Raw genomic sequence first — 15,744 nt, 5'->3', positions numbered from 1 at the left:
GACGTTGATTGCGGCCTGATGTTCCGTAATCATGCCCCGCATGGATTCCATCTCTGCCCTGCTGGCCTTCGTCCGTACCGCCGAAGCAGGCAGCATCGTCGGCGCCGCTCGCGTCCTAGGCCTGTCCGCGTCGGCCGTGGGCAAGCGCATCGCCCGCCTTGAACAGGAACTCGGCACCCGCTTGTTCCAGCGCACCACCCGCCGCGTGCACCTCACCGACGAAGGCGAACTGCTGCTGCAGCGCTGCCGGCGGGCACTGGATGAACTTTCCGAAGCGCAGGCGGACCTGGCGCAGCGACAGCACGCCCCCAGCGGGCTGCTGCGCATCGGCCTGCCCACCATCGGCTACCGCTTCCTGCTGCCGGTGCTGCCTGGCTTCCAGCAACGCTACCCGCAGGTGCAGCTGGAACTGGACTTCAACGATCGCATCGTCGACGTGGTCAGCGAAGGCCTCGACGCGGTGATACGCAGCGGTGAACTGGCCGATTCCAGCCTGACCGCACGGCGGCTGGGCGGCTTCCGTTTCATCCTCTGTGCGGCGCCGGGCTATCTGCAGGCCCATGGCACGCCCGGTAATGTGAGCGAGCTGCGCCTGCATACCGCGCTGCGCTTCCGTTACCCCACCACCGGAAAGCTGCACCCGTGGCAGCTGCCGGGCATCGAAGGCGATGCTGGAGCGCGCCTTCCCACCGCGATGACCTGCAACAACATGGAGGCCGTGCTGGCCGCTGCGATCGGTTGCATGGGCCTGGCCTGGATGCCTGACTTCCTCGCAGCCGACGCGCTGGCCGATGGCCGCCTGCAGCGGGTACTGCCAGCACTGCCCACGCACCAGGGGCAGTTCTCGTTGCTATGGCCCGGTGGGCGCCATCCCAGTGCACGCCTTCGGGTGTTCATCGACTATGCCGTTGCGCATCTGTTCCGCGGCCACCCGGAAAAGGGGACGGAGGGGATTAAGTCGTTTCAGGCACAGTAGGGCCGATTACGACTTAATCCCCTCCGTCCCCTTTTTTCGCTCAGCGGCTGAAGCGGCGGGCGCCTGCCACGCAGATCACCGCGACCACGGTCACCAGCACCATGCTGAGGCTGACCGATTCGTGCAGCAGCAGCGCGGCCAAGGCCAGGCCGAAGAACGGCTGCAGCAACTGCAGCTGGCCAACAGCGGCGATGCCGCCCTGGGCCAGACCGCGGTACCAGAACAGGAAGCCGATCAGCATGCTGAACACCGCCACGTAGCCCAGCGCCCACCACGCCGACGCACCGACCGCGGTGAACGAGGCCGGGCGCATCAGCACTGTCAGCGGCAGCATCACCGGCAACGCCAGCAGCAGCGCCCAGCTGATCACCTGCCAACCGCCAAGGTGGCGGGCAAGTCGACCACCCTCGGCATAGCCCAGCCCACACACCACGATCGCCGCCAGCATCAGCAGGTCAGCCTGCAGCGAGGCCTCGATGCCGTTGCGCACCGCATAGCCGACCACGCAGGCACTGCCCAGCAGCGAGAACAACCAGAACGCCGGGCGCGGTCGATCGCCGCCGCGCAGCACGCCGAACACCGCAGTGCTCAGTGGCAGCAGGCCGAGGAACACGATGGTGTGTGCCGATGACGCATGCCGCAGCGCGAGCGCGGTCAACAGCGGAAAGCCGACCACCACCCCCAGACTGACCACCGCCAGGCCTGGCAGGTCATTGCGCCGCGGCCACGGCTGGCGCAGCAGAAGGAGCAGGCCAAGGCCGAGCACAGCGGCAATGGTCGCGCGTGCAGCAGTGACGAATCCGGCGTCAAGCTGCAGCACCGCCAAGCGGGTGGCCGGCAGGGAGCCCGCGAAGATCACTACACCGATGAAGCCATTGATCCAACCACTCGCCGACCGTTCCACGCCTGTACTCCTGAAGATGCCGGACGATGCCCGGCTGGACCTGTATGGAAGCATCCAGCGCGGAACGACCCCAGCTACAATCCAGTACAGTCACAAGTAACTGTACTGCCCACACTTCCACTACGGTTCCGCCATGCCACGTTCGCTCACCCGCATTGAATCGGTCATCCAGACCGTCCGCGCCCGCATCGGTGCGCGGGTGGATGGCCCCGGCTCGCGCCTGCCTTCGGTACGTGCGCAGGCGGCGGCGATGGGGGTGTCGGTCTCGACCGTGGTCGAGGCCTACGAGCGCCTGGCCGCCGAAGGCCTGATCAGTGCGCGCGCAGGATCCGGCTTCTACGTCAGTGGGCCGGCCGCACCGCTGGCGCTGGCTGAAATGGAACCCCGGCTGGATCGCGCCGTGGACCCGCTGTGGGTGTCGCGGCAATCGCTGGAAACGCCCGCGGGCCACCTCAAGCCGGGTTGTGGCTGGATGCCCAGCGATTGGCTGTACCACGATGGCGTGCGCCGCGGCCTGCGTCGGCTGGCGCGTGCCGATGCCCTACAGCTGGTCGACTACGCCGGCCCGCTCGGGCTGCCCGCACTGCGCCAGCTGCTGCAACGACGCAGCGCCGCGCTGGGCATTGATGCACCGATGGAGCAGATCCTGCTGACCGAATCCGGTACGCACGCGGTCGATCTGCTCTGCCGTTTCCTGCTCAAACCCGGCGACTGCGTGCTGGTGGATGACCCGAGCTACTTCAACTACCACGCGTTGCTGAAGGCGCACCAGGTGCAGGCCATCGGCGTGCCGTACACGCACAGCGGCCCGGACCTGGAGGCGTTCGCGCAGGCAGTTCAGGCGCATACGCCGCGGCTGTACATCACCAACTCGGGCCTGCACAACCCGACCGGCGCGGTGCTTTCCGCCAGCACCGCGCACCGCCTGCTGGGCCTGGCCGAACGCAATGAACTGATCATCGTCGAGGACGACATCTTCGCCGACTTCGAACTGCAGCCTGCACCGCGGCTGGCCGCGCTCGATGGACTGTCGCGGGTGATCCACGTCGGCAGCTTCTCCAAGACGCTGTCGGCGGCTTCGCGCTGTGGCTACATCGCTGCGCGCCACGACTGGATCGAAGCGTTGACCGACCTGAAGCTGGCCACCAGCTTCGGCGGCGGCCATCTGGCGATGCAGTTGATGCACATCGCGCTGACCGACAGTGGCTACCGCCGCCATATGCAGTCGGTACGTTCGCGCCTGGCCGATGCGCGCCGGCACACGCTGCGCAAGCTGCAGACGCTGAGCATCACGCCGTGGCTGCAGCCGGAGGCCGGCCTGTTCCTGTGGTGCCAGCTGCCGGATGGCCGCGACGCCGCTGCACTGGCGCGGCAATGCCTGCGCGACGGCATCGTGCTGGCGCCGGGCAACGCGTTCAGCCAATCGCAGCGCGCGGCTGACTATGTACGTTTCAACGTTTCGCAGTGCCAGGACCCGAGGATCTGGCAGGTACTGGCGCGCGCGCTGCGTTGAGCTGGTAATGCGCGACCAGCGCATCCACCACCACGCGCACGCCCGGCAACTGGCCGCGACGATGCGGCAGCAGCACACTGGTGGTCACTTCGCCGGCATGCCACGCCGGCAGCACCTGCTGCAGGCGGCCGGCGGCAAGGGCTGCGGCACACAGGCTGTGTGGCAACACGGTGATGCCAAGACCCGCTTCGGCCGCCGCGATCAGCAGCTGCGATTCATTGCCGACCAGCGCCACCTTCGGCTCCACCTGCACGGTGCGGGCGTCGGGGCCGTGCAGCGTCCAGCGCGTTGCATGGCGCGCGGTCAGCAGGCCGGCATGCGCACGTAGCTGCTCGGGCGTATCCACTGCCGGCGCGGCTGCCAGATAGCCAGGGGACGCCACCAGCACGATGCGCTCGCTGCCGAGCATTCGCTGCACCAACCCGGAATCCGGCAGCGGACCGAAGTGGCTGCGCAGAGCGATGTCGATGCCCTCCTGAGCCAGATCGATGAAACGATCACTCACTTCAACTTCGATGCGCAGCCGTGGATAGCGGCGGGCCAGTGCAGGCAGGCACGCGGCGAGCTCGCCCTGCACCACCGGAATCGAAGCGCTGATGCGTACGGTGCCGCTGGGTTCGGCCTGGCGGTCGCGGACGATGGCCTCGGCGGCCTCGACCTCGGACAACGCTGCGCGTGCGCGCTCGAAGAAGTCCTGGCCGACCTCGGTCAATGCGAAGCGGCGCGAACTGCGTTGCAGCAGCCGCACCTGGAGCTGTTCTTCCAGCAGCGCCACGCGCTTGCTCAGGGTCGAGCGCGGCAGGCCCAGATGGCGCCCGCCTGCGGCGAAACCGCCCTGCTCCACCGCAGTCACGAACAGGGCCAGATCGTTGAGGTTGAGCATGCGCAACGTCCACATATGTAGACTTCAGGATGCCATTCGGACGGCTTCCTGGGCAATGTCCACGCGGGCACGCTTTCCTCACCCGCCGCATCGCGGCTCGAACCGGAAACCTGCCATGACCCCGATCCTCTTCTACGGCGTGCCCTCGGGCTGCTCGTTCGGCTCCATCATCGCGCTGGAGTGGCTGCGCCAGCCGTATCACCTGTGCCGCATCGAGATGCCCGGCCAGGTGCAGAGCGAAGACTACCGCCGCCTCAATCCACTGGGCGAAACCCCGACCCTGCGAACCACACAGGGCGAGCTGCTCAGCGAGAGCCTGGCCATCCTCAACCACCTGGCCGCGAAGGGCATCGCACAGGGGCTGGGCTTCGCACAGGGCACCTCCGGCTTCGATCGCCTCAACCATCGGCTGGCCTATCTCAACACCAGTTTCTTCGGTGCCTACGCGCCGCTCTGGCACGCACTGGAGCATGCGGAAGGCGATGAAGGCGAGGCGCTGCGTGCCTATGGCACGACCAAGGTGCGCCACGCCCACCAAGCGCTGGAGCAGATGATCGGCACGGGCCCGTGGCTGCTGGGCGAACAGCGCAGCTTTGCCGACGCCTACTTCGCAGGCATCGCGCGCTGGAACGACTATCACCAGGTGGTCGATCGACGCGAGTTCCCAAGGGTGCAGCAGCTGTTCGAGCGCCTGCAGGACGACGCCGGCGTGCAGTTCGCCCACGCCATCGAAGCGCAGCAGCCGGCAACCAGCGGCGGTGGATTCCTCGGCGAGGTGCGGCTGGAAGACGTGCTTGAGGCCGCAGCGGCCTGAGCCCTGTCCTGCACGTGCGGCAGCGGCGCGCAATGCCTCTTGCGCGCCGCGCTACAGTGGTATGTCCCCCGCTGCAGGAATCCGCGCATGTCCACGTTCTCCGATCCGCAGGCGGTGGCCCGCTATGCCGAAGCACCGCTGCGCCAGGTGCCCGGCTTCCTCGCCCTGCAGCAGATGAGCCGGCTGCTGCTGGCCGAACGTGTTCCCGCTCAGGGCCGCGTGCTGGTGCTGGGTGCCGGTGGCGGGTTGGAACTGAAGGCCTTCGCCGAGGCGCAGCCGGGCTGGCAGCTGCTGGGGGTCGACCCGGCCGCGCCGATGCTGGCCCTGGCCGAGCAGACACTGGGTCCGCTGATGTCGCGCGTGCAGCTGCTGGAAGGCTATATCGACGATGCACCCGATGCGCGCTTCGACGGTGCCAGCTGCCTGCTGACCCTGCACTTCCTCGATGCCGGGCAGCGCCTGCACACGCTGCGCGAACTGCACCGGCGCCTGCAACCCGGTGCGCCGCTGGTTGTAGCGCACCACAGCGTGCCGCAGGACCCGGCCGGCAAGCTGCGCTGGTTGCAGCGCTACGCGGCGTTCGCCGAAGCCTCGGGGGTTGCCCACGCCGATGCGCAGCGCGCGATCGACGCCATTGCCGAGCGATTGCCGTTGCTGTCGCCCGAGCAGGAGGTTGCGCTACTGCAGGAGGCCGGCTTCGACAACGTGGAGCTGTTCTATGCCGGCTTCAGCTTCAAGGGCTGGGTGGCGTACGCCGGTTGATGCCTACGGCACCACCGTGATGCCGATGCGCTGCATCAACAGCGCCACCTGCTGCACGTCCAGCGTGGCACCACGCAGGTTGGTGCTGCGCAGGTCCAGCTCGCCCAGCTCGGAGTTGGTCAGGTTGCAGTCGGTGAAGTTGGCACTGTTCCAGTCGATCCCCTCGAACTGGCCACCGGACAGATCCGAACCGGCGAAACTGGCACCGCTCACGTTCGCGCCGTCCCAGCGGTTCTCCCACAGTTCGCACTTTTCCAATGTCACCCGCGAGAAATTAGCGTAGCGCAGGTTCGACTTCTTGATGAAGGCACTGCAGAACCAGCTGCGCGTGGTGATCTGGTTCATGAAGCTGGCGTTGCTGAAGTCCGCGCCCTGCGCACGGCACTCACTGATCTCCAGGCCCAGCGCCTTGATGAAACTGAAGTGGCACATGCTGATGTCGCAACTACGGAAGCTGGCTTCCTTCAATGTGGCGCCATTGAAGCGGCAACCGGCGCGGTTTTCAGCGTCGTAGAAGCTGCAGTTGATGAACTCGGTGGCGGTGAGGTCAGCGCCGGAGAAATCGCATTCGTAGAACTGCTGGTCGACCACTTTCTGGCCGGTGTACTGGTCCGCGCCGATGCGCAGCTTGCGGTGAACGGTGGGGGACATCGTGGATTCCATGCCAGGTGCCCCGCCATGATGCCGGGCCGCGAAGGCGATCCATAGACGCTGGCGCGGTCGGGTTCACCGGCAGTCCAGCCGATCTGTGGCCACGCCCGCCAAATGCACGTTGTTGCACGTTAATGCACGAACGTGCAGACTTGCGGCATGAGCTCCGATCCCAGCCCCCTCCCCGCCCAGCGCACCCTGCAGATCCTCGAGGAACTGCGCCAGCAGGGCCGCGTGGTCGCCGCCGAACTGGCGCGCCGCTATGCCGTCTCCGAAGATTCGATCCGCCGTGATCTGCGCGAGCTGGCCGCCCAAGGCCTGTGCCAGCGTGTCTACGGCGGCGCCGTGCTGCCGCCCCCCAAGGAACGCCCGCTACGCGAGCGACTGACCCGCGACCGCGGCGACAAGGCCGAGCTGGCCGCCCGCGTCTGCGCGCTGCTGCAGCCCGGCCAGGTCGTACTGCTCGACGCCGGGTCGACCAACCTGGCGATCGCCCAGCAGCTGCCGACCGCTCTCGGCCTGACGGTGATCACCAATGCTCCGCAGATCGCCACCGCCGCCAGCATGCTTGAAGGCACCTCGGTGCAGCTGATCGGCGGCCGCCTGGCCAGCGGTGGCGGCGCGGTCGGCGCTGAAGCGTTGGCGCAGGTGCAGCGCCTGCGCGCCGACGTATACCTGCCCGGCCCCTGCGCGGTGGACGGCGACACCGGCGTCTGGGCAATGGATTCGGAAGAAGCCACGCTGAAACGCGCGATGGTGGCCTGCAGCAGCCGCGTCATCGTCGCCGCCACCACTGAAAAGCTCGGTGCCCGCGGCAACTGGCAGATCGCCAGCCTCGATGAAATCGACGATCTGGTGCTGACCACCTCGGCTCCGCCGGCGCTGGCCGCGCGCTTCCGCGCAGCCGGCATCGCGGTACACCCCACTCCGCCCTGACCGTACCGCCCATGTCCCTTGCCAACCGCGCGCGTGCCGAACAGCACGCGACCCGCGCTGCGTTCTTCATTCCCGGCTTCGCCACTGCGTTGTGGGCCACCCTGGTGCCATTCGCCAAAGCACGCACCGAGATCAACGACGCTACGCTGGGGCTGGTGCTGCTCTGCCTCGGTGCCGGTTCGCTGCTGGCCATGCCCTTGTCCGGCGTGCTGGCCGCGCGCCTCGGTTGCCGCCGGGTGATGGTGGCCAGCAGCCTGCTGATCTGCCTGACCGTGCCCGGCCTGGCGCTGGCTGGTTCGGCCTGGTCACTGGGCCTGGTGCTGTTCGTGTTCGGTGCCGCCGTAGGCGCAATGGACTGCACGATGAACGTGCAGGCCGTCATCGTCGAGCGCGAAGCACGGCGCGTGATGATGTCCGGCTTCCATGCCTTCTTCAGCATCGGTGGTTTCCTCGGCGCGGCCACCATGACCGTGCTGCTGTCCGCACAGATGCCCCCCTTGGCATCGGTGATGATCGGCGTTAGCGCCATGCTGTTGGTGATGCTGCTGTCGGCGGCGTACTGGCACAGCGAACGCATGCCACACGACGCACCGATGCTGGCCCTGCCCCACGGCATCGTGCTGTTCATCGGCGTACTCGCCTTCGTCGCCTTCCTCGGTGAAGGCGCGATGCTGGACTGGAGCGCGGTCTTCCTCAGCGATGTGCGTCGCGTCGATGCCAGCCTCGCCGGCATCGGCTATGTAACCTTCACCCTGACCATGACCGTGGCGCGCCTGTTCGGCGATGCACTGGTAGCGCGTATGGGCCGTGAGCGCGCGATCGTGTTCGGTGCTCTGCTTGCCGCCGCTGGCGTGCTGGTGCTGGCGCTGGTCACGCCGTGGCAGGCGTCGCTGGTGGGCTATGTGCTGGTCGGCCTCGGTTGCGCCAACATCGCACCGGCACTGTTCTCGCTGGCCGGCCACCAGACCCGCATGCCCGGCGCATTGGCAATCACCGCCGTTTCCACGCTGGGCTTTGCGGGCATCCTTGCCGGACCGGCGCTGATCGGTTTTGCTGCCAACCACTTCGGCCTGATCGCTGCGTTCATCGGCGTGGCCACGGCCTTGTTGCTGGTGGCCGTGTCCACACGTTGGCTGCGGATGTAGCCCAGGGCCTCAGCGCCGCCTGTGCCGCAGCTTCATCCGCAATCGCCGATAGCCGATCACCGTCGCCGTGGCACACAGCGCGGTGCCAGCAGCGCTCAGCAGCAGCAACACCGCCAGCCGGGCACCTTCCTGGCGCAGCATCGCCGGCAGGTCCCAGCTGTGCAGGAAGTAGAACAACCAGCGCCCCACGCGCTCGCGGTGCCCCATTGTCAGCAACGGATCGCCGGTGGCCAGGTCGAGGTAGACCCGCGTGGCCTCGGCATCGCCGAAATCCGCCACCGCCACTGGGAAGCGCCGTACCGCCGCTCCGTTCATGGCTTCCGGTGCACGCGGATAGAAGTAGGCGTCCGCTGCACGCTGCACCACGAAACCCTGCATCGGCGCATCGGACAGCGCCCGCACCTTCTGCTGCAGCCACGCGGCCGGCAGCAACCGCGCAACCTGCAGATGCCCATCGTTGCCGGACACGATGCGGGTATCGCCTTTCCCATCCAGCAGCACCGCGAACAGCTCGCCTCCGATGCGGCGCCACTGGATCTCGACTGGTTGGAAGCGCTCAGCACCGGCCACCGCCAGAAGCTTCGCCGGCTCACCCAACGCGCCATCCACCGTTACCGCGCTGCCACGATAGCGTTCAACATCGATCGCCTCGCGCGTGCTGCTGAAGACCCCCAATGGATTCATCGACATCAGCCCGCTGAAGATCCAGGTGAACACGAAGGCCGCAGCCATCAGTCCGATCAGATGGTGCCAGCGCATCCACGGTTCGACGTACGGCGTCTTCGCACCGGAGCGGTAGCGCCCGCGGAAACGCCAGCGCCACACACCCACCACGATGCCGCTGACCGCCGCCACCGTGCACAGCGCGGACAGCACGATCACCACCCACGTCCAGACCGGATCCACCGACTGCATGCGCAGGAAATACAGCCAGTGCAGCCAGGCCCCCACATAGTTCCAGCGCTGCTGCACATGCGGTGCGTCCAGCACCACTTCACCGGTGCGCGAGGACACATACAGGTCACCGGGCTGTGCGCCCCCCACCTCCACCCGGTACAGCGGCCGGTGCGCGTCCAGCGCGCGCGAATGCGTCCAACGGTCCTCTTCCACGCGCATTGCACCGACAAAGGCCGGGCCGCCAGCAAACTGTGCCGCTGACGCTTCGGCGCGCTGTGCCGACACTGGCAGCAGGGCCTGGCCGGTGACGGCTGACCACGCCCCCACGTTGCTTCCCGCGCGAACCACATACGCAGGCTCGCCACGCAGCGTGGTCAGTGCCACGGTCTCCGGCTCGGCCTGCACGGCTGCAGGCAGCACCGACAGCCCGCGCAGATCGCGGGCCTCCAGCAGCACCGGCAATGCCGCCAGACGTTCACCGGGCGTCAGCTTCGGGTAGCCAATGAACAACATCACCATGCCGCTGACGAACCACAACAGCATCAGCAGGCATCCGCCGATGCCGAGCCAACGGTGCACCAGGTAGGTCCAGCGCTTGGCAGTGGATCGCAGCGACATGGTGCGTGTCCTCAGAAGCGATGGTCGACGGTGAACTCGACGCGACGATCCGCGCCCAGCAGCCACTGCGTGCTGGTGTAGTACGCGGTGGCGTAGTACGCCTTGTCGAATACGTTGAACAGGCGCGCTGACAATCGCGTGCGCGGTGCTGCCTGCCAGGTCAGCGCCAGGTCAGTGGTGCTGTAGCTGGGCAACTCCAGCGTGTTGGCATTGTCTGCGTAGCGCTTGCCGACATAGCGAACGCCACCCGCCGCGCTCCAGTCCGGTGCGAACTGCCAGCTCAACCACACATTGGCCAGGCGTTCGGCCACGTTCGGCGGCACGTTGCCATCGCGCGACACCAGCAGCGGCGGCGAACCGGTGGTCTCCAGGAAGTCCTCGAACTCGGCCTTCAGCACCGTGGCGTTGGCATCCAACGTCCAGTGCGGCGCGACGTTCCAGTTCAACGACGCCTCGATACCACGCGAGGTCTGCGCGCCCACCTGCACGCGGCGGTCCGGTACCAGCGGATCGCGGCTGAGCAGCCCGGTCTTGCGGATGCGATACGCCGCCAGCGTCCACTCGCCGCCATCGAAGGCCTGCTTCAGGCCCACTTCGATCTGCCGGCCCTTGGCCAGGTCGAAGGCGCCGTTGGCCGGGCTGATCATCAGCAGCCCACTGACCGGGTCTGCTGCCTGCGAGTACTGCGCATACAGGCTCAGCGTCGGCCGCAGCGCGAACACCGTACCTGCACGCCAGCCGGTGCTGCTGTAGGTCTTCGAGAACGCGTTCTGGCCGCTGATCAGATCGGTACGGTCGATGCGCGCGCGGTCGTGGCGCAGCCCACCCAGCACCGACCAGCGCTCGCTCAGCGCCAACCGATCTTCCACGAACAGCGCGTACTGCTCGGCACGATTGCGGTAGCGCGGCAGGTTCGGCGCGTCGCTGGCGAACTGGCCCGGCACCGGATCGAACGGGTCGACCGGGCCCGAGCTGCCGGCATAGGTGTTGTTGGTGTGCTTGAAGTGCGCGCGGTTGGCGTCCAGGCCCACCGCGAAGCTGTTCTGCAGGCCACCCGCGGTTCCCTGCACACGCAGCGTCGAAGTCAGTCCGGTCTGGTCCTGGTTGTGGGTGATCTCGGTGTTTCCCGAGCGATCGATCAAGCCGGTGGCGCGGTTGTAGACATAGGCCTCGGCATTGCGCCAATCGCGTTGGCTGTCGATCTGGTAGAGGCGCGTGCGCCATTCCACGTTCGCGGTCGGCGTCCACAGCGCATCGAGCTGGGTCCAGCGGTCGCGATAGCGGATCTGGCTGTCTTCCACGTTGTAGTTGCGGTGGCGCAGCGCCTCCAGCTGGCGGCCCTCGACCAGCGGCGTGCCGAAGTAGCGCATCGGTTGCTGGTAGCCCTGCGCATGGGTGAGGGTCAGCTGCAGGTCCGCGCGCGGCTGCCACAGCAACGCACCGGAGAATGTCGCGTCACTGTTACGCCCGCGATCGACCCAGCCACCGCTGTAGTTGCCACTCATATCCAACCGATAGGCCAGGTCCGGGGTCAGCGCACCGCCGCTGCCGAAGCCCAGGCGCGCGGTGTCCTCGCTGCCCACGGTTACGCTGATCTCGTTCTCGATCGCACCACGCGTGGGCTTCTTCGGCACGATGTTGATCACGCCGCCGATCGCACCGTCGCCATGGATGACCGACGCCGGCCCACGCAGCACTTCGATGCGCTCGATCGACCAGGTATCGAACGGGAAGGTGATGCCCACGCCGCCGTACTGGCGCAGCCCGTCGTACAGGCGCATCACCGAAGCGCCATCGGTGAAGCCGCGGCTGGACAGCGCGCTCAGGCCGTTGCCGGGGTGCGGCATCGCACTGATCGCACCTGCCCGGCTGATCGCATCGTTGAGGTTGCTGTCGCCACGCTGTTCCAGTTGTTCGCGCGAAATCACCGTCAGGCTGGCCGGTGTCTGCAGCACGCTCAGGCCCAGCGCGGAACCGGCGTTGGCGGTGGACGACAGCTCACCGCTGCGGGTATCGACCACCCGCACGGTATCCAGCGTGGTCGGTGGTGCCGCATCGGCGGCAAGCAGGGGCGCGGCGTGCAGGAGCAATGCGCACAGGACAGGCAGCGTCGCCCGGCGCAGGTGCGCGGAGTTGGGGTTCGTTTTCATTTGTTCACGGCATGCAAGGCCACCCCGCAATGGCAGGGCAGCAATCAGAAAGGGACAAACACGCGCGTGCGGGCACCGGCCGTGGCCGGCAACCTCATGGAAAAATGTTCAATGCAACGCGCGTGCGGCTCAGGCAGCCATCAGAGCCGGCGGCCCACGCGCTCCCAATGTGCCGCTGATCCGTTGCGGCAACGACCGCACCGCACCGCGCAGCGCGCGGCACACCGGTGCCATCGGCGCCAACAGCAGCACTGCCGCCACCAGCAGCGTGATCAGCCGTGCAGCGATCAGGCAGTAATCGCAGTCCACGCCCATCTCATGATCGGCGTGTGGATCGGCAGGTGGCTTCTTTGCGGCCTCGCCGTGCGGCATCGCCATCGCGTGGTGGTCGTGATGGCCTTCCATCGCGTGCTGCGCATGCTCTGCGTGCATCGCGTGATCCATCGCCGCCGCCGGCACTGCAGCAGCCACGTGACCGTGCGCCAGCCAGCGGCTCACCAGCGGGGCGAGCAGCACCAGCAGCATGGCAAGCCATGCCAGGGCCTGGAACCGGCGGTGGAGAGCAGAACGGCGCACGCCGCCATTCTACGGGGCCCTGACCAACCTTGGACCAGGTTCAGGGTTTGCCCCCTGCGACACGGTGACGCAGGGCTGCCCTCCCCCGCGCACGCCCTCCATTCTGTAGATCCACGCCATGCGTGGATGCTTTTCGCGCATCAACTCACGTACTGGGCCACACCATTACCGAACGACCAGTTCTCCTTCTTCACTTCCACCAGGTTGATGAACACATCCTCTCGGCGGATACCCACCGCCGCGTGCAGGCCCTCGGCGATGCCGGCGTACAGCGCCTTCTTCTGCTCCAGCGTGCGCCCTTCGTTCCAGGTGATCTGGATGCAGATGAAATCGTCGGTGCGGTCCACGCCCAGATAGCCGGGGTCGTAGATCAACGTACCTGGCTCGTGTTGCTGGAAGATCTGGAAGCGATCATTTTCCGGCACCCCCACCGCGCGCATGGCCTGGTAGATGGTTTCGCCGACGCGTTGCAGGTAGTCGGCGGATTTACCTTTGCGAAGATCGATACGGGCGAGCGGCATGGTGGCACTCCAGAGTGGATGGGCACGGCAACGGGCTGAGACTACGCCTGCCTGGGGCGGCGGGACAGCGCAGGAATGGAACCCTCTGCGTCGACCCGTGGCACGGTTCCGCCTCCGCCGCGCGGGGTGACGCGATTGCCGTGGCGGCGCCGCTCTGGAGTCGTCTTGTGCACGGTCGGTAGGGGCGGCGATGTGCGCCATCAGTGATGGGCCGCACTACTCGCAGGTGTCGGACGGCACACATCGGAAAACGTCTGGCCTGCCTAGGGACAGTTGAGAATTTTCCTTACAGACCGATGTGATTGCCCGGCTTGAAGATCGCCGCGCCGAGGCAAGACGCCTTGGCCGGGATTGGCGTCTCGAATAAACAAACAAGATTTAGGGGCTGCGAGAACAATCGCAGCAGAGAGAATGCACCGACTGCCCTCAATGGCGGCCGGTGCGTGGGGATCGCCAGATCCGCCAGGCATTCTTCTCCCCTGAAGCTTGTTTGCCTTGGTACGCCAACCCGCACCGTCCGCCACCTTCACTTTGGAAGGTGGCCCTACGCCAGTGAGGGTTTCGCCATGACCAACCAAACCGCCATCCATCCCCGCCTGCACGCGCTTATCGGCGACGTCGCCGCCGACGTGCCCGAGGACCTTGCGCGTGAGATCGAATGCGCACTGGCGGAGCGACTGCTGCCACCTTCGCGCCCAACGTTCCTTTCATGCCTCGATGCCATCCGCGCCGGTGATGACCAGGCCGGGCGCGCGTGTACCCCGCAGACACTCAGCGCCACAGGCTTCGGCTCGCTCGACCGCTCGCTGGTCGCATTGAATGCCGTACTGGATCTACTGCATGCTGCCGAACGCGCGCGCCTGGCTGGCGATCCACAGGATCAACTCGGTGACTTCCATCGGGACGGCTTGATCGTTGCCGCACGTCAGATCGCGCGCGCTGCACAGGATGGACTGGGTGATGCCCTGGCGCCGGTTGGCGCAAGGCCTCGCTGATTATGCGAGGCAACAAAAAAGCCCCCATTGCTGGAGGCTTGTTTCGTTCTGCAACATGGTGGGCGGTACAGGGATCGAACCTGTGACCCTTGCCGTGTGAAGGATGACATAGGCCCTTGCGGCACAAGGTGATTGCACGGAAACCCTTGATTTGTCGTGCCATTGCGTACCGATGGATTTGCCCGCACACTGGGTTTTGCAGTTACCGTGCAGTTACGAGCTCATGAAACAGTCCAAGCGATTGACCGCCACCGTCGTTGAATCGGCCAAGCCCGAGGATACGCCGTACCGCCTGTGGGACGCCGTGGTTCCGCAGTTGCACCTACGGGTGCAGCCCACCGGGATCAAGAGCTGGAACGTGCAATGGAGCCGCACCAGCACCCGCGCGCTGGGTAAGTGGCCGTGCGTCACGGTGGAAGCTGCCCGCGCCAAAGCACGCGCTGTGCTTGCCGAGACCGACCAGCATGGCGCGCCGCTATCCGTGGTTGCCCCCAAGAGCGAACTCACGGTGGCCGACGCCTGCCGCGACTACGTGACCGCCCTGGAGAAGGATGGGCGCAAGACTGCATCGGATGATGCCAAGCGCCGGTTCGAGCGCTGCCTCTATGGCGACAAGCTGGGCAAGGTGCGCTTCAAGGATCTCCACCAGGATCACATTGAGGCCTGGCGCGACCGCGTGGAGAAAGGCGACCTCCCTCCGCTGCCGGTGAAGCGTGGCCGGCCACCAGTGACAAAGCCCCTTGCCCGATCCAGTGTGAACCGCATTCGCACGACGCTGGTGGCCGCACTGAATCACGCTGTGGCGCGCCGCAAGGCATCGCCAGACGTGGCCTTTGAATGGAACGCCGTGAAGCCGCTCAAGGACGCAGGCCAGCGCCGGGGCCTGTACCTGGAGCGGGAGCAGCGCCGCGCGCTGCTGGAAGCCGCTGAGGGGCCGGTACGTGACCTGATCGAGTGTGTCGCGCTGACCGGCTGCAGGCCGGGCGACCCGTCGCTGTGCCTGCGCTCGGACTATGACGGCCGCACGGCCAGCGTGAGGTTCCGCAGCAAGGACCACGACCGCAAGATACCGCTCTCGCCCGCGGCCACTGTGCTGTTCGACCGCCTGGCCAAGGGGAGGCTACCCAAGGCGCACCTGTTCACCCAGGACGGGAAGAAGGTGTGGACGCCCAGCGACTGGAGCGAGCTTGTTCGGGATGCCTCGGCGCGCGCTGGACTGCCTGCCGGCGTGACGCTCTACACGCTGCGGCACTGCTGGATCACCGACGCCATCGTGGGCGGCATGGACCTGCTGACGGTGGCCAAGCTCGCCGGCACGTCGCTGGCGATGATCGAGAAGCACTACGGCCACCTAGTGCAGGGCGCGGCGCGCGACAAGCTGGCGCAGGTGCAGTTCCTATAGG

At 66.8% G+C, this 15,744-nt stretch carries 15 protein-coding genes; 8 read left to right on the top strand and 7 right to left on the bottom strand.

Annotation, left to right across the window (positions count from 1 at the left end; translation table 11 throughout):
* Window positions 1-40: 40 nt before the first annotated feature.
* Window positions 41-976: a LysR family transcriptional regulator gene (locus ACZLIB_RS05225; protein WP_100437434.1), complete on the top strand. Its 936-nt coding sequence runs from the start codon at window positions 41-43 to the stop codon at window positions 974-976.
* Between the two features lie 40 nt (window positions 977-1,016).
* On the opposite strand, the gene ACZLIB_RS05220 is transcribed toward ACZLIB_RS05225, so the two are convergent.
* On the bottom strand, window positions 1,017-1,880 hold the full coding sequence (locus ACZLIB_RS05220) for a DMT family transporter (RefSeq protein WP_049400660.1): 864 nt from the start codon (window positions 1,878-1,880) through the stop codon (window positions 1,017-1,019).
* A gap of 133 nt (window positions 1,881-2,013) precedes the next feature.
* Here ACZLIB_RS05220 and ACZLIB_RS05215 point away from each other — a divergent pair, with 133 nt between their 5' ends.
* On the top strand, window positions 2,014-3,393 hold the full coding sequence (locus tag ACZLIB_RS05215) for an aminotransferase-like domain-containing protein (protein WP_478469285.1): 1,380 nt from the start codon (window positions 2,014-2,016) through the stop codon (window positions 3,391-3,393).
* On the opposite strand, the gene ACZLIB_RS05210 is transcribed toward ACZLIB_RS05215, so the two are convergent.
* The gene (locus ACZLIB_RS05210) at window positions 3,332-4,291 is read right to left on the bottom strand and encodes a LysR substrate-binding domain-containing protein (RefSeq protein WP_478469283.1); all 960 of its coding nucleotides are present in this window, start codon (window positions 4,289-4,291) and stop codon (window positions 3,332-3,334) included. The two genes, ACZLIB_RS05215 and ACZLIB_RS05210, sit on opposite strands and share 62 nt — an antisense overlap.
* A 100-nt stretch (window positions 4,292-4,391) precedes the next feature.
* On the opposite strand from ACZLIB_RS05210, the gene ACZLIB_RS05205 reads away from it, so the two are divergent.
* A complete protein-coding gene (locus ACZLIB_RS05205) occupies window positions 4,392-5,090 on the top strand; it encodes a glutathione S-transferase family protein (RefSeq protein ID WP_478469281.1) in 699 nt (232 codons plus the stop codon).
* 87 nt (window positions 5,091-5,177) lie between these two features.
* Window positions 5,178-5,852 carry a class I SAM-dependent methyltransferase gene (locus tag ACZLIB_RS05200; RefSeq protein ID WP_132809373.1) on the top strand — a complete coding sequence of 225 codons (675 nt, stop codon included), beginning with the start codon at window positions 5,178-5,180 and terminating at the stop codon, window positions 5,850-5,852.
* Window positions 5,853-5,855: 3 nt separating this feature from the next.
* On the opposite strand, the gene smqnr is transcribed toward ACZLIB_RS05200, so the two are convergent.
* A complete protein-coding gene (smqnr, locus tag ACZLIB_RS05195) occupies window positions 5,856-6,503 on the bottom strand; it encodes a SmQnr family pentapeptide repeat protein (RefSeq protein WP_032127748.1) in 648 nt (215 codons plus the stop codon).
* 159 nt (window positions 6,504-6,662) lie between these two features.
* Here smqnr and ACZLIB_RS05190 point away from each other — a divergent pair, with 159 nt between their 5' ends.
* Window positions 6,663-7,439, top strand: a complete 777-nt coding sequence (locus ACZLIB_RS05190; protein WP_049400656.1) for a DeoR/GlpR family DNA-binding transcription regulator — start codon at window positions 6,663-6,665, stop codon at window positions 7,437-7,439.
* Between the two features lie 11 nt (window positions 7,440-7,450).
* Window positions 7,451-8,584: an MFS transporter gene (locus tag ACZLIB_RS05185; protein ID WP_478469280.1), complete on the top strand. Its 1,134-nt coding sequence runs from the start codon at window positions 7,451-7,453 to the stop codon at window positions 8,582-8,584.
* 9 nt (window positions 8,585-8,593) lie between these two features.
* Here ACZLIB_RS05185 and ACZLIB_RS05180 read toward each other — a convergent pair whose 3' ends face one another.
* From ACZLIB_RS05180 to ACZLIB_RS05165, 4 genes are all read right to left on the bottom strand, one after another.
* Complete coding sequence (locus ACZLIB_RS05180; protein WP_478469279.1) at window positions 8,594-10,099, bottom strand: PepSY domain-containing protein; 1,506 nt, start codon at window positions 10,097-10,099, stop codon at window positions 8,594-8,596.
* Window positions 10,100-10,110: 11 nt separating this feature from the next.
* Window positions 10,111-12,249, bottom strand: coding sequence for a TonB-dependent receptor (locus tag ACZLIB_RS05175; RefSeq protein WP_478469277.1), 2,139 nt, complete (start codon window positions 12,247-12,249; stop codon window positions 10,111-10,113).
* 129 nt (window positions 12,250-12,378) lie between these two features.
* Entirely contained in the window at window positions 12,379-12,774 is a 396-nt protein-coding gene (locus ACZLIB_RS05170) for a DUF2946 family protein (RefSeq protein ID WP_423163237.1), read from the bottom strand.
* 191 nt (window positions 12,775-12,965) lie between these two features.
* Window positions 12,966-13,346 (bottom strand): tautomerase family protein, encoded by a 381-nt coding sequence (locus ACZLIB_RS05165; RefSeq protein WP_478469275.1) that lies wholly within the window; start codon window positions 13,344-13,346, stop codon window positions 12,966-12,968.
* Window positions 13,347-13,912: 566 nt separating this feature from the next.
* Here ACZLIB_RS05165 and ACZLIB_RS05160 point away from each other — a divergent pair.
* On the top strand, window positions 13,913-14,341 hold the full coding sequence (locus tag ACZLIB_RS05160) for a hypothetical protein (RefSeq protein WP_014036196.1): 429 nt from the start codon (window positions 13,913-13,915) through the stop codon (window positions 14,339-14,341).
* A gap of 223 nt (window positions 14,342-14,564) precedes the next feature.
* Entirely contained in the window at window positions 14,565-15,743 is a 1,179-nt protein-coding gene (locus ACZLIB_RS05155) for an integrase arm-type DNA-binding domain-containing protein (RefSeq protein WP_478469273.1), read from the top strand.
* Window position 15,744: the final 1 nt, after the last annotated feature.

It is taken from the genome of Stenotrophomonas sp. 220_Sma, assembly GCF_056487375.1.
The sequence above is the reverse complement of the archived record's forward strand: the minus strand, read 5'-3'. Positions and strand labels throughout refer to the sequence as shown.